Origin of the sequence: Variovorax sp. UMC13, assembly GCF_014170375.1 — a bacterium.
Lineage (GTDB): Bacteria > Pseudomonadota > Gammaproteobacteria > Burkholderiales > Burkholderiaceae_C > Variovorax.
Window position 1 is genome coordinate 250902 of sequence record NZ_LZZW01000024.1, and the last position, 18844, is coordinate 269745.

Consider the following 18844-nt stretch of genomic DNA (forward strand, 5'->3'; position numbering starts at 1 on the left):
GCAGGGCCCGGTGCAGCACGGCGTTCACTTGTTGGGCGTGGCGGCCGGGCCGGCGGCGATCGGGGCCACGCCCTCGGCCTTGACGTAGGTCAGCGTGGTGACGTAGCTCACGCCGTCGTACTTCTCGGGTCCTCCGGCGCCTGGGCGTTCGCCGCCGGTGCGGTCGGTGTGGCTGGCCTCGGCCACATAGGTGCCCTTCCAGGGCATGTCGAAGCGCACCAGGCCCTGCGCGTCGGTGCGGCCTTCCTTGGACCAGCCCGACTGGGTGACCAGCGTGACCTTGGCCTTGGGCAGCGGCTGGCCCTTGAACACCAGCTTGAACTCGCCCGGGGCGCCGGCCGGCACGATGTCGAAGGCCAGCCTGGCTTCCTGCGGCGCGAAGCCGGTGATCAGCCGCGCGGCCGGGTGGTACCAGTTCTTCGATTCCTTGTCGCCCTGCTTCAGGGTGTAGAGCGGATAGCTCGCGTCCTCGGCCACGATGGACTCGCCCTTGGCCGCCTTGAAGGGCAGCGTGAAGCCCTGGGCCGCCTTGCTGCCGTCGGCCTTCTTCTCGCCCTGGGCCGACACCAGCGTGGCGGTGGGCTGGCCGAACTTGTCGAGCAGGCCCGGCGAGGTCTCGCGCAGGTTCTCGCCGAACTCGCCGAAGCGGATCACCGCGCTCTGTCCGGCGGGCTGCTCGAGCCAGATCTGGTGGGCTTGCGAGGCGGTGGCGAATCCCAGCAGGGCGAATGCGGCGGCGAGTGTCTTGTTCATGGATAGGTGTGAAGTCGATGGCGTCGAAGGCAGTGCCCGCTGGACGGGCAGCTCGCGGCCGTGACGCTGGCCCTCGCCCGAGGTTTCGGAGAGGCGACGTGCAGGCCACGGCCATATGAATACGAACAATTCGCATTCTATCAAGGTGTCGAAGTGTCTCCCGACCCACCTCGAGATATTTTTACCCGGAAGATATTGCAATGGTTTTTTCATCCGGGTAGATTCCGTGCTCCGCTGTCAGAGCCCTGCCATGTCCACGCCGCCCTCCTCCGCACTCCCTGCCGACCACCTCACGGTCTTTGCCGGTTTCCGGCGCATCGCCTCCGGGCCGCGCGCCGAGATCGTGGCGCAGCTGCGGGCTGCACCGCCCCCCCAGGAACCGCTGCTGCGCGTGTTCGACGACGCCACCGGCACCCGGATCGACCTGGACCTGCGGCCCGAAGCCGCCGAGGACGCCACCCCGCCGCGCGGCGTGGGCCGGCCCCGGCTCGGCGTGGTGGCGCGCGAAGTCACGCTGCTGCCGCGCCACTGGGACTGGCTGGCCAGCCAGCCCGGCGGCGCCTCGGTCGCGCTGCGGCGCATCGTCGACGAGGCGCGCCGCCTGCACGAAGGACGCGATACGCTGCGCACCGCGCGCGAGTCGACCTACCGTTTCATGTCCGAGATCGCCGGCGACCTGCCGGGCTTCGAGGACGCGACACGCGCGCTGTTCGCCGGAGAACGGCAAGCCTTTGTCGAACGCATCGCGGGCTGGCCCGATGACGTGCGCACCCATCTCGACCAACTGAGCAACGCCGCCTGGGAAAAAACACAATGAAGAAACCCGATGCCCTGAGCGCCGACCTGCAGGCCGACGACCTGCGCGTGGCCGGCGAGATCGCCGCCGCGCCCGCCGCCGTGGCCGACCCTGCCGCGGTGCCCGTGGCACCCGCCAGCGATGCGGTGCCGCCCGCCGCGATCCGGACGGGCGCCCGCACACCCGACCCGCGCCGCCCGCTGTGGAAGATCTTCCTGTTCTTCCTCGCGCCCATGCTGCTGAGCAACATCCTGCAGTCGCTGTCGGGCACGCTCAACAACGTCTATGTGGGCCAGATGATCGGCGTGGGCGCGATGGCGGCCGTGTCCAGCTTCTTCCCGGTGATGTTCTTCTTCATCGCCTTCACCATCGGCCTGGGCGCGGGCGCCTCGGTGCTGATCGGCCAGGCCTGGGGCGCGCGCGACACCGGCAAGGTCAAGGCCATCGCCGGCACCACGCTCACGGTGGGCATCGCCTTCGGCCTGCTGGTCGCGGTGTTCGGCGGCAGCTTCACGCAGCCCCTGCTCGCGGCGCTGGGCACGCCGCCCGACATCCTGGCCGACGCCACCGCCTACGCCCGCATCATGCTGATCGCAATGCCCGGCCTGTTCGTGTTCCTGCTGTCGACCGCGATGCTGCGCGGCGTGGGCGACACCGTCACGCCGCTCTACACGCTGGCCATCTCGACCGGCATCGGCTTGGTGCTGACACCCGCGCTGATCCGCGGCTGGGGCGGCCTGCCACAGTTGGGCGTGGCCAGCGGCGCGGCCGCCACGGTGGTGTCCTTCGTGGTCGCGACGACCTGGCTGGGCTTCCGGCTGCGCAAGACGAAGAGCCCGCTGGCGCCCGACGCCACCTTCGCCCATGCGATGCGCATCGACTTCAGGATCCTGAAGACCGTGCTCAAGGTCGGCGTGCCCACCGGCGTGCAGATGATCGTGATCGCGCTGGCCGAAGTGGCGCTGCTCTCGCTGGTCAACAGCTACGGCTCGAACGCCACGGCGGCCTACGGCGCGGTCAACCAGGTGGTGGCCTATGTGCAGTTCCCCGCCATCTCGATCGCCATCACGGCCTCGATCCTCGGCGCGCAGGCCATCGGCGCGGGCCGCACCGAACAGCTGGGCGCGATCGCGCGCACCGGCCTGCTGATGAACCTGGTGCTGACCGGCTCGCTGGTGTTGCTGGGCTACCTGTTCTCGCGCCCGCTGATGGGCTTCTTCATCACCAGCGCGCCGGTGATCGAACTGGCGCAGACCCTGCTGCACATCATGCTGTGGAGCAGCGTGATCTTCGGCATGGCCTCGGTGCTGTCGGGGATCATGCGGGCCAGCGGCTCGGTGCTGGTGCCCACGGCCATCTCGATCTTCTGCATCGCATTGATCGAGGTGCCGGTGGCGTACTTCATGAGCCACCGCATCGGCATCAACGGCGTGTGGGTGGCCTACCCCGTGACCTTCATCGCGATGCTGGCACTGCAGACCGCCTACTACCGCGGCGTGTGGCGCAAGAAGGCGATCCGCAAACTGGTCTGAGGCCCGGAGGCCTCAGGGCTCAGGTGCCGTAGAGCGAAGCGCCGTTGGCGGCGATCGCGCGCGCACCGGCGCGCACCGTGGCGCGGTCGGCCGAGGCCACGGGCTTGGCCACGCCGGTGCCGCCATTGGTGATCTGCACCGGCTTGAGCGCCTCCTGTGCCACTTCGGCACGCGAACGCATCGACTGGAAGGCCTGCGGCGGGATGTTGCTCTGTTCGCCCTGGAAGGCCTGGGCACTGAAGCCGGTCAGCCCGGTGAAGGCGGCAACGGCAGCGACGGCGATGAACTTGGTGGACATGATGGAACTCCTCTTGGCACGGTGACGACCGCAAACCAGGAGGCCTGCGGAACCTGTGTGCGGCCCGTTCCGGGTCCGCACAGGATCTATACGCGGCGAATTCACGGATGGATGCAGGCCACGCGCGACGACTCCGGATGCCATAGCATCCGCACATGCAGCGCCCCCTCCTGCTCTTGCTCCTGACCTGTATCGTTGCCGGTGCGCACGCGGCAGAGATCGAGCACAACAGCCTCGGCATGGCCTTCGTGAAACTGCCGGCGGGCGAATTCCTGATGGGCAGCGACGAGGCCCCCGACGCGCTGGCCCGCGCCTACCCGCAATTGCCGGCCGCGCGCTTCGCACAGCTGGACGACGAAGGGCCGGTGCACCGGGTGCGCATCACGCGCGCATTCTGGATGGGCCAGCACGAGGTCACGGTGGGCCAGTTCCGCCGCTTCGTCGAAGCCTCGGGCCATGTGCCCGAGTCGGAGGCAGACGGCACCGGCGGCTACGGCTGGCGCGCCGACTACGACCCGGCCACCACGCCGCGCGGCGACGCCTTCGAAGGCCGCGATCGCCGCTACTCGTGGCGCAACCCCGGCTTCGTGCAGGGCGAGGACCATCCGGTCGTCAACGTGACATGGCACGACGCCCAGGCACTGGCGGCCTGGCTCAGCCGCACCGAAGGCCGCCGCTACCGACTGCCGACCGAGGCCGAATGGGAGTACGCCTGCCGCGCCGGCACCCGAAGCCGCTACCACGCGGGTGACGATCCCCGCTCGCTGCTGGGCACGGCCAACGTGTTCGATGCGCGCAGCGCCCGCCACTGGCCGCAGTGGCAGGCCATGGCGCTGGAAGGCGACGACGGCCATGCCTTCACCGCGCCGGTCGGCAGCTTCGCGCCGAACCCCTGGGGGCTGCACGACATGCACGGCAACGCCTGGGAATGGGTGGCCGACTGGCATGGCGACGACTACTACGCCAAGTCTCCGATCGACGACCCGCAGGGCCCCGCCGAAGGCACGGTGCGGGTGCGCCGCGGCGGCTCCTGGCACACCTGGCCCTTCTATGCCCGCGCGTCTTATCGCAACTGGAACGCGCCGAGCACGCGCTACACGCTGGTGGGGATTCGGCTGGTGCGGGAGGATTGAGCGGGGCGGCGGCGACGACGCGGCTCAGCGCAGGCAGCGCCGCAGATAAGCCTCGAACACCTCAGGTCGCCCGTGCGCATCGGCGCAGCCGACATAGCTGTCGGGGCGGATCAGGTAGGCCGCATTGCGCGCCAGCCCCGCCGCCTCGTGGGCCGGGCCGAAGTCGAAGTGGTGCAAGGTGATGCCCTGCGAGCCGCACCATGCAACCAGTTCGTTGCCCGCCATGCCGTAGACATGCACCTGCCATGCGATCTCGCGCAGCGAGCCGTAATTGTCGGCCTGCCGCACCCACGGCAGCCGGTCGCCGCCGCGCACCTCGCCGGCCTTTCCTTCGCTGATCGGGCTGTCGTGGTAGCTGATCATGGCCTGCGAGATCATGCGGAACGCGTACTCGCGCACCGCATCGATGCCATAGGCCAGCGGCGCCAGGACCGGTGCGATGCGCGTGCGCACGAAGTCCGCGAAGCTCCCGTCGGCGGTGACGAAGCTGAACACGCGGTCGGTCGTCTCGACCAGCTTCAGCGCGAAGGCGCGGCGCTCGTCCTCGTAGCTGTCGAGCAGGGTGTCGGGCGCCGCGTGCCGCAGCACGGCCGCCAGCTTCCAGGCCAGGTTGATCGCGTCGCCGATGCCGGTGTTCATGCCCTGGCCGCCGGCCGGGCTGTGGACATGGGCCGCGTCGCCGACCAGGAAGGCGCGCCCGCGGCGGTAGCGCTCGGTCACACGGTGGTGCACGTGGTAGGTCGAGAACCAGTGGACCTGCTTCACCTCGAGGCCGATGGCAGCGATCGCGCGGTGGCCCACGTCGTCGAAGCTCAGCGTCTCGGCACGCGCCGCCCCGTCGTCGTCGGCCAGCCCGATCAGCCGGCCCCGGCCCTGGTCGTCGTAGGGCAGCCAGGCCACGAAGTCGGCGTTGTCCAGCGCGATGTTTGCCTCGCCGTTGGCGGCCGGGCCCGTGGCATGGACGTCCGCCACGTAGAAGATCTTGTCGTAGGTGCCGCCGGGGAAGCCGGCGCCGATCTGGTGGCGCACGATCGAGCGGGCGCCATCGCAGCCCGCGATGTAGGCGGCTTCGCAGACTTGCGTACCGCCGTCGGGCAGGCGAAGCTGAACCAGCACATGGTCGCCCCTGTCGTCGAAGCCCAGGCACTCGGTCTGGCGCTCGACCTCGACGCCCAACGCCTGCAGCCGCTCGACCAGCAGGCGCTCGTGCCGGTCCTGCGGGTAGACGAGCAGGAAGGCATAGGGCGTGAGGTCGCGCCCGGCGGACCCGAAGGACAACGTCGCCCGCTTCTTGCCGGTGGTCCAGAGGTTGATCGCCGGAATGCGGTGCCCGGCCGCCACCACCGCGTCGGCGAGGTCCAGCTGGCGATAGAGCTCCAGCGTGCGCGCCTGCACGGCCATCGCGCGGGAGGTGGTGCCCGGCTCGCTCGTCTTGTCGACGATGCGCACCTTCACACCCTGGCGGGTCAGCCAGAGGGCGAGCACCAGTCCGGTGGGACCGGCACCGACGATGAGCACCGTGTCGGATGTGGGCATCTGGGGTGGCAGTTGGCGCGCCGCGGCTGGCGCACGCGTTGACCGAGAAAAACGCTGCCGCGCACAACGGCCTGTGCGGGGCCAGGTGCCATGCTACGGCGGCCGCGGGAAAAGGTCGAGCGCCGCGGCATCCGACGCTTCAAGGCCGGGTCTGGGCTGCCAGTGTCCTGGCGAAGAAGCCCACCACCGCCGTGTTGAAGCCCGCGTGGAATGCATCCCGGTCGAAGCCAGGCGCAGCGGACGGCCGCGGGATGAAGCGGCATCGCCTTCGGCAGATCGCTAGTGGTAGTCGTCTTCGCGCTGATGGCGGACCGCCGCGATGACGACCCTGTGGTCGTCGACGATTTCGAACAGCGCGACATAGCCCGCGTGGCCGAACGAGATCACCAGCTCGCGCAGGAACGGGCTGGCCCCTGCTTTCCTGCAGGTGAACGGGTTCCATCTGAGTGTTTCCACGCTCTGGCGGATCGCATCGAGCGCCTGTTGCGCGACCGCAAGATCTCCATCGCGCGCCAGTTCACGCTCAAGGATGAAGTCGAACAATCGCTCCAGGTCGTCCGAGGCTTCCTGGGTGAACTGGACGCGGAAGGTCACGACCGAGGGGCCGGCTTGCGCGCCTTGGCAAGCGCAAGCTTTGCATCGAGGCCCATCAGCACCTGATCCGCTTCGATGTAGCCGCGGGTCTGCCGCGCGCCTTCCAGCGAGCGGAGGCCACGGGCGATGAACGCCGACTGGTTCTGCCGCTGGCGCACGGCGCTGCGCACGGCCTCTTCCACGAACTCCGACATCGACTCGCCTTCGGCGAGCAAATGCTCGACCTCGGCGCGCAGTTCCGGTTCGACCCGAACCGAGGGAATGGTAGCGGTCTTCATGCCTCAGTGTATTGCATTTGCGCTACACAACGCAGCTGCGGACCCATCGCACGTGGGTCAGGCATGCACCTGCGTCCCCGCCGGCGCGTTGGTCAGGAGACGCGGCGCGATGGGGCTGGCGCATGGAGACATCGTGCGGGCTGTGGTCCCGGTGGCATCGGGCCGCGCACGGCCAACACCGTCACTTTTTCGACGGCGTGACGTAGTACTCGATCTTCGTCCGGTCCTTGTAGGGATCGTTGTCGAAGAATTTCGACTCCTGCGAGATCTTGATGTCGTAGCCGTCGCGCACGCCCTCCAGGCTGCTCTGGGCGTCATGGGTTACCGGCGCGAGCGCGGGCCGGTGGAATGCCGCCACCGTCTTGAAGTCGTCGGTGCTGAAGGCCTTGATCGATGCGCTCGTCAGGCGCCCGGCGCTGTCGGTGTCCGCGCTCACGTCCGTCATCGCGGTGTTCGGCGGCAGCGAGACCAGGGCCGCCAGCGCGGGAGGCAGCGCCTTGGCGCCGCTCTTTTCCTGGATGCGGTAGTGCAGGCCGCCCTTGTCGTTGGGCTCGCCCTTGGCCGCGGCCGAGTCCTCCATCGAACTCACGACCCAGGCCGACAACAGCAGGATCGGCAGCGCGATCGCGCCGACGTACAACAGGAAGCGAAGACGATCCTTGGTATGAAAAAACTCGATCATCGGCGCGTGCTCCTTGGAGTCAAAATGCTTTCCCGCCGGGCGGACGGCTTCAGCCCGCGCCGCGGCACACCGCCGCCGGGTCCGACTGCAGCGCCGCCACCTGGCGCGCGATGGCCTGGGCCGCCTGTGCCGTCACGCGCTGCGCACCCAGCGCCAGCGCATCGATGCCCTGCCCCACCGATTCGCTGCCCGACCACTGGCAGGTCGCGCTGCGCTCCGCATCCGAGCGCCGCACGGTCCAGCTGAAGGCGGCGTCGACGCGCGTGTCCTCGATGGCGTCGAAGCGCTGCAGCTGCACCGCGATGCGCCAGGCCGGCTGGCTGGGCTGGCGGCCGCCCTTGGTGACGTCGATGGCGCCGAGCCGGCTCGCGATGCCCGCGGCCAGCGCGTCGCGCAGTTCGTTCTCGAAGGAGGCCGACCAGCGGTGCTGCTCGAGCACCGCCACCTGGGCGCCGCCGCCCGTGCGCTGCACCAGCATCTGCGGGCGCGCCAGGCGCTCGGGCACCGCGACCGGCGCGAGCTCGATGAAGACCGGCGTGGCCGATGGCACGGGCACCACATCGGCCGGCGCGGCCAGCGTGTAGTAGCGGTCGGGCGTGCTGGTGGCACAGCCGGCGGCCAGCAGGGACAGGGCCAAGGCGCCCAGCAGGGTTCGGGGCAGTCGCTTCATTTCTTGTTGTCCTCCGGTTTGCCGCGCAGCAGCGACTCGGGATGGCGTTCGAGGTAGTCGGTCAGCACGCGCACCGAGCCGGCCGCGCGCGTGAGCTCCTGCAGCGTCTGGCGCATGTCCTGCTGCAGCGGCGAGTCCTGCGCCAGCGTGCGCTCGGCCGAGTTGATGGTCTTGCGCGCGTCCTTCATGGCAGCCGTGATCTCGGGCGACACGTCGTTGTTGAACGTGCGCGTGAGCTGCTCGGCGCCGACCAGCGTCTTGTCGAGCGTGGCCAGTGCCTTGCGCACATCGGTGCCGATCTGCTCGAACGGCACCTTGTTGACCTTGGTCACGATCTCCTGCACCTGCGACTGCAGCTCGTCCAGGCTGTTGGGCAGCGTGGGCATCTCCAGCGGCGTCTTGCTCACGTCCACATTGACCGGCGGCGCCTTGGGGAAGAAGTCGAGCGCGATGTAGTTCTGGCCGGTCAGCAGGTTGCCGGTGCGCATCTGCGCGCGCAGGCCCTTGCCGATCAGGAACTGCAGGCGCTTGTCCTGCGCGATCCGCGACTCGCGGGGCTCGCCGTTGGCATGGGTGTGCAGCCGGTCGGGGTAGACCGTGACGATCACCGGCATGCGGAACTCGCGCTCGCTGCGGTCGAACTGGATGCCGATCGACTTGACCTCGCCGATCACCACGCCGCGGAAGTCCACCGGCGCGCCGGGCGACAGGCCGCGCAGCGACTGGTTGAAGTACAGCAGCATGGTCTGGGCCGGGCCGTCCGGCGGCTTCATGGCCGAGCTCTCATCGTCGGCCAGCGCGAAGGAGGTGTTCTCGACCGCGAGCGGGCCGCTGTCGTTCTCGGGCGCGCCGAAGGCGATGCCGCCGATCAGGATGGTGGCCAGCGACTGGGTGCGCAGCGTGATGCCGCTGGCATTGAGCCGCATGTCGATGCCGCTGGCCTGCCAGAAGCGCGAGTTGGCGCCGATGAACTTGTCATAAGGAGCGTTCACGAACACCCGCAGCGTCACGCCGCGTCCGTTCTCGTCGAGTTCGTACGCCGCCACCTGGCCGACCTTGATCCGGCGGTAGTACACGGGCGAGCCGACGTCGAGCGAGGCCAGGTCGGGCGCGCGCAGCAGGAACTGCTTGCCCGAGGCATCGCGCGTGACGATGGGCGGCGCCTCGAGGCCGGTGAATTCCTTCGAACTCTCGTCGGCCACGCCGGCGTCGGCGCCGATGTAGGCGCCCGACAGCAAGGTGCCCAGGCCCGAGATGCCCGAGGTGTCGAGGCGCGGGCGCACCACCCAGAAGCGGGTGTCGTTGGCGGTGAAGGCGTCGGCGTCCTTGTTGAGCTGCAGGGTCACGCGCACATGGGAGCGGTCGCGCGCCAGGCGCAGGCTCTGCACCACGCCGATCTGCACGTCCTTGTACTTGACCGCGGTCTTGCCGGCCTCCAGGCCCTCGGCGGTCTTGAAGCTGACCTCGATCTCGGGGCCGCGGTCGATCAGGATGCGCGCCACCAGCGTGATGCCGACCAGCGCCGCCACCACCGGGATCAGCCAGATCAGCGAGGGCATCCCGTCGCGCCGCTTGGCCACGCGGGGCGCGGGCAGCGCGGGCGGTCGCGCGTCGGAGGTCTTGTCGTCGTCACTCATGGCGTGCGTCCCTTGGGTTCTCTTGCTCGGTATCGTCTTCTTCGTCGTCGTCGGGACCGGCGTGGCCGTCCCAGGTCAGCTTGGGGTCGAAGCTCAGCGAGGCCAGCATGGTCAGCACCACCACCGCGCCGAAGGCCGCGATGCCGACGCCGGCCGTGATCTCGGCGAAGCCCTGGATGCGCACCAGGCCGGCCAGCAGCGCCACCACGAACACGTCGAGCATCGACCAGCGGCCGATGATCTCAATCACGTGGTAGAGCTTGGCGCGCTCGAGGCGGCGCCAGCGGCTGCGGCGCTGGGCGCTCACCACCAGCACGAACAGGGCGGCCAGCTTGAACAGCGGCACCAGGAAGCTGGCCACGAAGACGATGGCGGCCAGCCCGTAGGCGCCGGTGACCCAGAAGTAGATCACGCCGCTCATGATGGTGTCGTTCTGCGAGCCGAAGAGCGTGCGGGTGATCATCACCGGCAGCAGGTTGGCCGGCAGGTACATCACGCAGGCAGCGATCAGCAGCGCCCAGGTGCGGTTCAGGCTGTCGGGCTTGCGCAGGTGCAGCGCCGTGCCACAGCGGCCACAGGGCGCACCGTCCTCGGCCTCGGCCCAGGCGGTGCCGCAGTGGCGGCAGCCGATCAGGCCGGTGTCGATGGCGCGCGGTGCCGCCGTCATGCGGCTTCCTCGCGGGCCGGTGGATCGTCTTCGGCCGCCACCGCTGCGCCTTCGGCCAGCGTCCAGAAGCCGCGCGGATCGAAGGCCAGCACCGCCGTCAGCAGCACCGTGAGCGCCATGAAGGCGTAGAGCGCCGGGCCGGGCAGCACGGTCGCCATGCTGGAGAGCTTGACCAGCGCCACCAGCACGCCCAGCAGGAAGACTTCGATCATTCCCCAGGGCCGCAGCGACTGCATGGCGCGCACCAGCCAGGCGAAGCCGGCCACGCGCCGGTGATGCCGCAGGGGCACCAGCAGCCAGACCAGGATCAGCAATTGCAGCAGCGGGAACAGCAGCGTGGTGGCCAGCACCAGCAGCGCCACCAGCGACATGCCCTCGCCCGCCAGCGCGATCACGGCACCGGTCAAGGTGGTCTGGCTGCGCAGCCCGCGCAGTTCGATCTCGACGATGGGGAACAGGTTGGCGATGAAGAACATGATCAGCGCCGCCACCGTGAACGGCAGGATGCGCGCCTTCTGCGCACCCGGGTGCCGGTCGAGCTCGGTGCCGCAGCGCGGGCAGCGGGCAATCTCGCGCTCATGCAGCGGCGCGCGGTGGTACACCGCATCGCAGCCTTCGCAGACGATCGCCTCGGGGATTTCCTTCATTGGCGCCGAGCTTAATGGCTTGGCCCGGTACCCGCCCTCAGACGAAGGCTGCTGCAGATGCCAGCCAATGCCGCGCAGCCGGCCGCCAGGACCAGCGCGATGAGCGGGCCGCGGCCTTCATGCGGGCTCCAGACGCTGAAGATGGCGGCGACCAGCACCGCGCCCAGGGTCTGGCCGGTGAGCCGCGCCGTGCCCAGCATGCCGCTGGCTGCACCGCTTCGGTGCGGCGGCGGCGTGGTCACGATGGTGTGGTTGTTGGGCGACTGGAACAGGCCGAAGCCGGCGCCGCACAGCGCCATGCGCCAGACGATGTCGAGGTTGTCGGGCTGGGCCGGCAGCGAGGCCAGCAGCCCCAGGCCGATCGCCAGCAGCCCCAGGCCGATTCCGCCTAGCAGGCCGTCGGGGTAGCGGCCGATCAGCCGCCCGGCGATCGGCGCCATCACCACGATGGCCAGCGGCCAGGCGGTGATCAGCAGGCCGGCCTGCAGGTGGGTGCGGCCGTAGACGTCGAGCAGCAGGAAGGGCAGCGCGATGTACGACAGCATCTGCGCGCAGAAGGCCGCGACCGAGGTGCCCATCGACAGCGCGAACACCGGGATGCGCAGCAGGTCGATCGGGAACAGCGGCGCCACCAGCGAACGCTGGCGGCGCAGGTAGACGAAGCCCACCGCCACGCCGGCCAGCAGCAGCGCCCAGGCCGTGGGCTGGGCACCCTGGGCCGCGTCGGCCTCGCGCACGCCGAGCCGGTCGGCGCCGACGAAGATCAGCGCGAACATCAGCACGTTGAGCACCACGTCGACCCACGAGAAACGCACCCCGGTGGCCGGTGGCGCCGTGTTGAAGGGCAAGGCGCGCACACCCAGCGCCAGCACCGCCAGCCCCAGCGGCACGTTGAGCGCGAACAGCCAGGGCCAGGAAGCCACCGACAGGATGGCGGCCGCCACCGAGGGGCCGGCCACCGAGGCGGTCGCCACCACCATCGAGTTGATCGCGATGCCGCGCCCCAACTGCGCCGACGGATAGATCAGCCGCACCATGGCGGCGTTGACGCTCATGATGCCGGCCGCGCCCAGCCCCTGGAAGGCGCGCGCGGCGATCAGCGTGCCGAGGGAATTGGCCAGCGTCGCGGCCAGCGAGGACACGGTGAACAAGGCCACGCCCAGCAGGTAGACGCGGCGGTAGCCGATCCGGTCGCCCAGCGAGGCCAGCGGCAGCAGCATCACCAGCGTGGCGATCTGGTAGGCGTTGACCACCCAGATCGAATGCGCGGGGCTGGCGTTGAGTTCGCGCGCGATGCCCGGCAGCGCGAGGTTGACGATGGTGCCGTCGAGCACCGAGACCGCGATGCCCAGGATGATCACCGCCATCGCGTACAGGCGCTGCGGCATGGGCAACCCGTCGCGCGGCGCCGCCGCGGCCACCGGGGACGACGCTTCCTCGCGCAGGGTGCCGGCGCTCATTCAGCGCACCGCAGGCTCGGCCACGGCATCGGAAGCGGCGCCGTAGGCACCGCCCAGCGTGAGCCAGGTCAGCACCACGGCCACCAGCGCGCCGCCGGCCATGCCGGCCACCATGGGCAGCGGACGGCCGTCGGTGAACAGGCCCACCACGCCCATCACGACCGCGCCGGTCAGCATCTGCAGCGTGCCCATCAGCGCCGAGGCGGTGCCGGCGATGCTGCCGTGCTCCTCGAGCGCGAGCACCGAGGTGGTGGGAATCACCAGACCCATCAGGCCGCTGGCGATGAAGTACAGCACCAGCAGCACCCAGATCGAATCGCCGCCCAGCAGGTAGTAGACGAACATCGCCACCATCACCAAGCCGCAGGCCGCCACCGCGCCCTTGACCACGCGCGCCAGCCCGAAACGTTCGCCCAGCGGGCCGTTGAACTGCGCGGCCGCGAAAAAGGCCGCCGCATTGACGCCGAAGGCCACGCTGTACATCACGGGCGACAGGCCGTAGTGGTCGATCATCACGAAGGAAGAATTCGCCAGGTAGGTGAAGAAGCCGGCCATCGCGAAGCTGCCGATGAAGACCAGGCCCAGATAGTGCCAGTCGCGCAGCAGCTGGCCGTAGCCGGCCAGGGCGCTGCCCAGGCTGCTTTCCACGCGTTGTTCAGGGGTGCGGGTCTCGCCCAGCGAGGTGTTGATCAGCACCAGGCCCGCGATGGCCGCCAGCGTGACGGCCCAGAACACCGCGCGCCAGCCGGCCAGCGCGATCACCCCGCTGCCGACCAGCGGCGCCAGGATGGGCGAGATGCTGAACACCAGCATCAGCAGCGACATCAGGCGCGCCGCGTCGTTGCCGGTGTGCAGGTCGCGCACGATGGCCCGCGGGATCGCCATGCCGGCCGCCGCGCCCAGGCCCTGCAGGAAGCGCAGCACGATCAGCGTCTGGATGTCGCCCGCCAACGCGCAGCCCACGCTGGCCAGCGCGAACAGGCCGAGTCCGAAGTACAGCGGCGGCTTGCGCCCGACCATGTCGGAGATCGGTCCGTAGAAAGGCTGGCCCACCGCCAGCGCCAGGAAGAACACCGTGAGGCTCCACTGCACGGCGCCGATGTCGGCCCGCAGGCTGGTGCCGATGGCCGGCAGCGCGGGCAGGTACATGTCGATGGCGAACGGACCGATGGCCGACAGCAGGCCCAGCACGAGCGCCATCTTGAAGAAACGCGAAGAAGTCATAGGGGGTGATTGTCGCCAACCTGGAAACGGCCACCCGGCAGCGCGGCGAGCGCGCCTGTGCTACGACGCCAGCAGGCCCTGGCGGCCGCCCGCTTCGTCGACGCAGGAGATCTGCAGCTGCTGCAGGTGCGAGCGGAAGGCGACGGCGTCGATCCAGCCCTCGACCCGGAAGCCCTCGCGCGCGCGCAAGGTGCCGTCCGCACCGTGCAGCAGCGTCACCGCGTAGCCGCCGGCCGCCTTGTCGGCCTTGACCTCGACCGCCACGGTGCGCAGGTCGATCGCCTCGCGCCGGGCGGCCTTGCCCGCCTTGCCGGCGGCCGTCTCGCGCAGCGCCAGCACGCAGGGCGAGACGATCTCGAAGCCCGTGCGCGTGGCACCGGCCTGCGCGCCCAGGTAACCGTTGAGTGCGCGCACGTGGTCGGTGACCGAGAGCGCGGCCGTGCGGGGGTTGTCGCCGGCCGGATAGCCGTCGGCGCAGGCGGCCAGCAGCAGCACCAGGCCGAGGCCGCCGATCAGCCGTGCGAAGTCGTCCATGGGAGGCAAAGGGAAAGAGGGGGAAGGAGGGGCATGCAAAGCGCGCCAGAGTTTCGACGCAGAAAGCGCCCGGTGCGCGCTTGACCTTGGGGGCGGCCCGTGATTTCAACAGGGCCGCATTGTTTCCATTGCCCGAACGCCATGGTTCTGCGCGCACGCGTTTTTGCAGGCTGTTCAGGATCAAACTTCATCCCACAGACCAACGCAGCAAGTTGATCTGGGTGAACAGGCCACCGAGCGAAGAGGCCGCCCCGGGAAGGGGCGGAGACACCCACCCAAGACCGGTTCTACATCATCCAAATCATTGAAGAAAGAGAAATTGAAATGAACACCCGCAAGATCCTCGCCGTCGCCGCCCTCTCCCTCGTGGCTGCCGTCGGCGCCCAAGCCGAAACCTATGACGGCGTGCTGACGGTGCGCTCGAGCCTGAGCCGCGCCGACACCCAGGGCCAGGCCGTGGCCGCCGCCCGCGCCGGCAACATCTACGGCGACACCTACGGCAGCGGCGTGCTGGCCGTCAATTCGACCGTCGACCGCGCCGCGGTGCGTGCCGAGGCCGTGGCCGCCGCGCACAACCCGCTGCAGAGCCTGGACCGCCGCGCCTTCTACCGCGACCAGGTGCCCACCGCTTACCTGAAGCCCCGCGTGTCCTTCACGCAGCAAGCTTCGCGCTGAACCACGGCGGGCCCGCTGTCCGACTAGAACGCGTCGAACAGCGAGGCCGTCCCGGTCGGCCGCGCGCCCTCGTTGTGCAGCATGCGCATCTTGGCCAGCGCGCCGCCCGGCGCCGAGAAGCCACCCGGGCGTCCATCGGCCGCCAGCACCCGGTGGCAGGGCACGATGGGCGCGAAGGGGTTGCGGCCCAGCGCCTGCCCCACCGCACGGGCCAGCCCCTTGCCGCCGAGTTCCTCGGCAACCTCCCCGTAAGTCCTTGTCTGGCCCGGCCGGATGCGCCGCGCGATCGCATAGACGCGCCGGTGGAATTCGGGCACGCCCTCCTCGTCGAGCACGATCTCCAGCAGGTCGAGGGGCGCACCGGCCAGCATCGCGGTGGTGGCGTCGATGGCCGCCCGCACGCTCGGCGGCGGCAGCGCTTCGGCCAGGGCCGGAAAGCTCGCCTGCATGCGCGCGCGGGTCAGCGCCTCGTCGCGCTCGGGCAGCTGCACACCCACGATGCCACGCTCGCCCCAGGCGATGCTGCAGGGGCCGATCACCGTTTCGAAGACGGCGAAACCGGCGGGGCATTCGGGCTGCATGCCGGCATCAGTCATGCAGCAGCACCTGGCAGCCGTCGGGCCGGAGCTCCAACAGTGTCTTGACCTCGCGTGCGATCTCCGCGCGGTGGCCGGGCTTCAGCGCTCGAAGCCGCTCGCCGTCGACCTGCCGGATCGTCTGCAACAGCAAGGTGATGGGGTAGACCCGCCGGGGCATCTGCTCCGGCACGTCCTCCCAGGCCCAGACACATTCGCCCACGAAACGCACGCCCTCGTCGTCGACGAACTCGAAGGACTCACCGCGGTGGGTCAGGCGGGCGTGCTTCATCGGGCGGAGCTTGGGTCCGGCGCGCCTACTTGAGCGTCCTGGCGAACGCCAACACGCGCTCGCCATCCGCCTCGGTGTAGACCATGGCCGGCGTCAGGCCCACATAGCGCCCGCCTTCGTGTGGCCGGGCCTCGACGAGCTGAAGCCCCACCAGCTTGCCCGAGGGCACATAGCGGGTCTCGATGTAGATGCCGGTCTGCCCTTCCTTGACGATGGGCAGCTGCGCGACCGCCTCGTAGTCCTCGGCCTTGAGCAAGGCGGTCAGGCGGTCCTTCAGGGCGAAGGCATACCAGGCCTGCTCGTACACCATCGACTCGCCGGTCTGCACATGCTTGAGCATCACGAGCAGCTTGCGCTTGAAGAGCTTCAGCTCCTCCATCAGGAACGCGAAAAGGTCGCCGTATTCGCCCGGTGCCGTTTCAGGGGTACGCAAAACTGCCATGGTGTCGTGCTGCCTTTCTGGAGGGATCGAAGGGTGAAAGCCAGCGCACTTTACCCTCCCTCCGCAACACCGCCACCCCGCGCAGTTCAGGAGCCGGACAAGGCGGGGAAGTCGGTGCCCAGCCACTTCTGGTAGAGCTTGTTGAGCTCGCCGTTGGCCTTGTGGCGTGCCACGAAATCGTCCACGGCCTTCTTCAGCCCGGCCTGGCCCGGACGCAGCGCGATGCCCATGCGCTGCTCGGTCAGCACCAGCTTCTGCTCGTAGGTGTTGGCGGGGGCGCGCTTGGCGATCTGCGCGGCCACGGTGGTGGAGCAGCCGATCGCGTCGACCTGCCCCGACAGCAGCGCCTGCATGGTGGTGGCGTCGTCGTCGAAGCGGCGGATCTGCGTGCCCTCGGGCGCGATGGCCGTCAGCGCGACGTCCTGGGTGCTGGCGCGAGCCACGCCCAGGCGCTTGTTCTTGAAATCGGCCGGGCCCTTGATCTCGGTCTTGCTCACCCCGTAGAGCACCACGGAAGCCGTGGCGTAGGGCATCGAGAAATCGACCTGCTTCGCGCGCTCGGGCGAGATGGCCAGCGAGGCGACCAGCAGGTCGACCTTGTTCGTCAGCAGGAAGGGAATGCGGTTCGGGCCGGTGACCGGCACGATGGTGAGCTTCACGCCCCAGTCCCTGGCCAGCAGCCGGGCCACGTCGGCGTCGTAGCCGTCGGGCTGGTTCTGCGCATTGGTCGTGCCGTAGGGCGGGAAGTCGACCAGCATGCCGACAGTGAGCTCGCCCTTCTTCTGGATGTCGGCGACCGACTGGGCCGTGGCGAAGGGCGCGAACACGGCGAGCGCGGCGCCCAGGCCGAGGGCCGCGAGGGCCGTGCGACGGGTGGTGGAAGAGGTCATGCGGGGTGTCTCCTGGGATGCGAAAAATAAGAGTCGGATCGACGCGTCACATCACGCCGAAGGTGTCGAAGGCCTCGACCGTGCTCATGCCGTTCTGGATCGCGATGCGCACCCGGTTCTCGGTGCCGGCCTTCTCCAGCGCCAGGCGGATGGCCTCGACCTCGACCTCGCGCGGGATGACCAGCACGCCATCCTGGTCGCCGAAGACGATGTCGCCGGGCTTCACGCGCACGCCCTGGATCTCCACCGGCACGCGGTAGTCGACCACCTTGCCGCGCGGCCCCTGGTCCTGCGAATAGCCGCCCAGCGAGAACACCGGCAGGCCCAGTTCCAGCACTTCGGAGGTGTCGCGCGAGTAGCCGTCGAGCACGGCGCCCGCGGCCTTGAGGTGCAGCGCACGCGTGGTCATCAGGCCGCCCCACAGCGCGAACTGCGGCGCCGTGCCGGTGGCGACATAGACCTCGTTCGGCTTCAGGTCGTCGAGCGCTTCGAACAGCAGCCCGAAGGCCCGCCGGCTCAGCGCCGACTTGCCCTCGGGCTCGGACCTCGCGAAGCAGTGGGTCTCGAGCACCGGCATCGCGCGGCCCGCGACCACCATGGTGCGCGCCACCGGCCGGATGGCCGCCGGCAGGAACTGGTGCATCAGGCCTAGCGTGTCGAGGATGTCCCCGACCACGGCGGGAAACAGCCGCGTGCGCATCAGGCCGAACAGTTCGTCATCGTCTTTCCACATGTCGTCTCCTTTGGATGCGTGGATTGAACGCGGGCAACCCGCCGCGCACAACCTGTCACCCTGTACGATAGGTCGCATGAGCGCCCATCCTTTCGTCCTCGGCCGCCTCGAGCGCACCTCCTTGTCGGAACAGGCCGTGCAAAGCCTGCTGCAGCGCATCGAGGAACAGCAGCTGCAGCCCGGCACGCCCCTGCCCTCGGAGGCGCAGCTGGGCGAATCGCTGGGCGTGAGCCGCACGGTGGTGCGCGAAGCGCTGCGCACGCTCAAGGGCCTGGGCGTGGTCGAGATCGCCAACGGCAAGAACCCGATCGTCCGGCGCGACCTCGATGCCTCGGCGCTGGGCATCTACTTCTCGCGCGCGCTGCAGGTGCTGGAGAACTCCACCGACGACCTGATGGACGTGCGCGCCAGCCTCGAAGCCCGGGCCGCCGAACTGGCCGCCCGCCGCCGCACGCCGGCCCAGCTGACCCGCATGTCCGAGCTGGTGGTGCAGATGCAGGCGCAGCTGCGGCAGCCCGCGGTCTACGCCTCGCTCGACACCGAGCTGCACCTGGAGATCGCGCGCGCCAGCGGCAACCTGCTGCTGTTCCAGATGATCGGCTCGGTCCGCGCCTCGCTCGAGGCGCAGTCGCGCCAGGGCATGGAGCGGCGCAAGACCGAGGCCAGCCTGCAGAAGGTGCAGGACGCGCATGTCGAGCTGGTCGAACGCATCGGCCTCGGCGATGCCGAAGGCGCGGCCCTCTGCATGCGGGCGCACATGGAGAGTGCGCTGAAGGTGCTGAAGAAGCGCTGAGGG

Annotated in this window: 23 protein-coding genes; 5 read left to right on the forward strand and 18 right to left on the reverse strand. The window is 69.5% G+C overall.

Annotated features, from left to right (window positions below):
- Positions 1-24 precede the first annotated feature (24 nt).
- Complete coding sequence (locus tag A9977_RS20470) at positions 25-753, reverse strand: DUF4198 domain-containing protein (RefSeq protein ID WP_183026715.1); 729 nt, start codon at positions 751-753, stop codon at positions 25-27.
- Positions 754-1003: 250 nt separating this feature from the next.
- Here A9977_RS20470 and A9977_RS20475 point away from each other — a divergent pair, with 250 nt between their 5' ends.
- Together A9977_RS20475 and A9977_RS20480 are read left to right on the forward strand one after the other, a co-directional pair.
- A complete protein-coding gene (locus A9977_RS20475) occupies positions 1004-1570 on the forward strand; it encodes a DUF2239 family protein (RefSeq protein WP_183026716.1) in 567 nt (188 codons plus the stop codon).
- 212 nt (positions 1571-1782) lie between these two features.
- A complete protein-coding gene (locus A9977_RS20480) occupies positions 1783-3081 on the forward strand; it encodes an MATE family efflux transporter (protein ID WP_183026780.1) in 1299 nt (432 codons plus the stop codon).
- 19 nt (positions 3082-3100) lie between these two features.
- Here A9977_RS20480 and A9977_RS20485 read toward each other — a convergent pair whose 3' ends face one another.
- Positions 3101-3379, reverse strand: a complete 279-nt coding sequence (locus A9977_RS20485; protein WP_183026717.1) for a DUF4148 domain-containing protein — start codon at positions 3377-3379, stop codon at positions 3101-3103.
- Between the two features lie 155 nt (positions 3380-3534).
- On the opposite strand from A9977_RS20485, the gene A9977_RS20490 reads away from it, so the two are divergent.
- Positions 3535-4512, forward strand: a complete 978-nt coding sequence (locus tag A9977_RS20490; protein ID WP_183026718.1) for a formylglycine-generating enzyme family protein — start codon at positions 3535-3537, stop codon at positions 4510-4512.
- A gap of 24 nt (positions 4513-4536) precedes the next feature.
- On the opposite strand, the gene A9977_RS20495 is transcribed toward A9977_RS20490, so the two are convergent.
- The 11 genes from A9977_RS20495 to A9977_RS20545 all read right to left on the reverse strand — a co-directional run bounded on the left by A9977_RS20495 (position 4537) and on the right by A9977_RS20545 (position 14441).
- Positions 4537-6048 (reverse strand): FAD-dependent oxidoreductase, encoded by a 1512-nt coding sequence (locus A9977_RS20495; protein ID WP_183026719.1) that lies wholly within the window; start codon positions 6046-6048, stop codon positions 4537-4539.
- A gap of 279 nt (positions 6049-6327) precedes the next feature.
- On the reverse strand, positions 6328-6642 hold the full coding sequence (locus A9977_RS20500) for a type II toxin-antitoxin system RelE/ParE family toxin (protein ID WP_183026720.1): 315 nt from the start codon (positions 6640-6642) through the stop codon (positions 6328-6330).
- Complete coding sequence (locus A9977_RS20505; protein WP_183026721.1) at positions 6639-6920, reverse strand: YlcI/YnfO family protein; 282 nt, start codon at positions 6918-6920, stop codon at positions 6639-6641. The genes A9977_RS20500 and A9977_RS20505 overlap by 4 nt, the downstream gene beginning before the upstream one ends.
- A 181-nt stretch (positions 6921-7101) precedes the next feature.
- The gene (locus A9977_RS20510; protein ID WP_183026722.1) at positions 7102-7602 is read right to left on the reverse strand and encodes a hypothetical protein; all 501 of its coding nucleotides are present in this window, start codon (positions 7600-7602) and stop codon (positions 7102-7104) included.
- Positions 7603-7651: 49 nt separating this feature from the next.
- Entirely contained in the window at positions 7652-8272 is a 621-nt protein-coding gene (locus A9977_RS20515) for a membrane integrity-associated transporter subunit PqiC (protein ID WP_183026723.1), read from the reverse strand.
- A complete protein-coding gene (locus A9977_RS20520) occupies positions 8269-9909 on the reverse strand; it encodes an intermembrane transport protein PqiB (protein WP_183026724.1) in 1641 nt (546 codons plus the stop codon). Before A9977_RS20520 ends, A9977_RS20515 begins: the two co-directional genes overlap by 4 nt.
- On the reverse strand, positions 9902-10576 hold the full coding sequence (locus A9977_RS20525; protein ID WP_183026725.1) for a paraquat-inducible protein A: 675 nt from the start codon (positions 10574-10576) through the stop codon (positions 9902-9904). The genes A9977_RS20520 and A9977_RS20525 overlap by 8 nt, the downstream gene beginning before the upstream one ends.
- The gene (locus tag A9977_RS20530; protein ID WP_183026726.1) at positions 10573-11223 is read right to left on the reverse strand and encodes a paraquat-inducible protein A; all 651 of its coding nucleotides are present in this window, start codon (positions 11221-11223) and stop codon (positions 10573-10575) included. Before A9977_RS20530 ends, A9977_RS20525 begins: the two co-directional genes overlap by 4 nt.
- An 11-nt stretch (positions 11224-11234) precedes the next feature.
- Entirely contained in the window at positions 11235-12683 is a 1449-nt protein-coding gene (locus A9977_RS20535) for an MFS transporter (protein WP_183026727.1), read from the reverse strand.
- Positions 12684-13907 (reverse strand): multidrug effflux MFS transporter, encoded by a 1224-nt coding sequence (locus A9977_RS20540; protein WP_183026728.1) that lies wholly within the window; start codon positions 13905-13907, stop codon positions 12684-12686.
- A 60-nt stretch (positions 13908-13967) separates the two neighbouring features.
- A complete protein-coding gene (locus A9977_RS20545; RefSeq protein ID WP_183026729.1) occupies positions 13968-14441 on the reverse strand; it encodes a hypothetical protein in 474 nt (157 codons plus the stop codon).
- A gap of 324 nt (positions 14442-14765) precedes the next feature.
- Here A9977_RS20545 and A9977_RS20550 point away from each other — a divergent pair, with 324 nt between their 5' ends.
- Complete coding sequence (locus A9977_RS20550) at positions 14766-15116, forward strand: alpha/beta hydrolase (RefSeq protein ID WP_183026730.1); 351 nt, start codon at positions 14766-14768, stop codon at positions 15114-15116.
- Between the two features lie 23 nt (positions 15117-15139).
- Here the strand turns inward: A9977_RS20550 and A9977_RS20555 are convergent, their stop codons facing one another.
- From A9977_RS20555 to A9977_RS20575, 5 genes are all read right to left on the reverse strand, one after another.
- On the reverse strand, positions 15140-15712 hold the full coding sequence (locus A9977_RS20555; protein WP_259652064.1) for a methylated-DNA--[protein]-cysteine S-methyltransferase: 573 nt from the start codon (positions 15710-15712) through the stop codon (positions 15140-15142).
- Complete coding sequence (locus tag A9977_RS20560) at positions 15705-15983, reverse strand: hypothetical protein (RefSeq protein ID WP_183026731.1); 279 nt, start codon at positions 15981-15983, stop codon at positions 15705-15707. Before A9977_RS20560 ends, A9977_RS20555 begins: the two co-directional genes overlap by 8 nt.
- Positions 15984-16008: 25 nt before the next feature.
- Entirely contained in the window at positions 16009-16425 is a 417-nt protein-coding gene (locus A9977_RS20565) for a hypothetical protein (RefSeq protein WP_183026732.1), read from the reverse strand.
- An 86-nt stretch (positions 16426-16511) separates the two neighbouring features.
- A complete protein-coding gene (locus A9977_RS20570; protein ID WP_183026733.1) occupies positions 16512-17315 on the reverse strand; it encodes a transporter substrate-binding domain-containing protein in 804 nt (267 codons plus the stop codon).
- Positions 17316-17361: 46 nt separating this feature from the next.
- Positions 17362-18048, reverse strand: coding sequence for an RraA family protein (locus A9977_RS20575; protein WP_183026734.1), 687 nt, complete (start codon positions 18046-18048; stop codon positions 17362-17364).
- Positions 18049-18124: 76 nt separating this feature from the next.
- Between A9977_RS20575 and A9977_RS20580 the strand changes: the two genes are divergently transcribed.
- Positions 18125-18841, forward strand: a complete 717-nt coding sequence (locus A9977_RS20580) for a FadR/GntR family transcriptional regulator (RefSeq protein WP_183026735.1) — start codon at positions 18125-18127, stop codon at positions 18839-18841.
- Positions 18842-18844 lie beyond the last annotated feature (3 nt).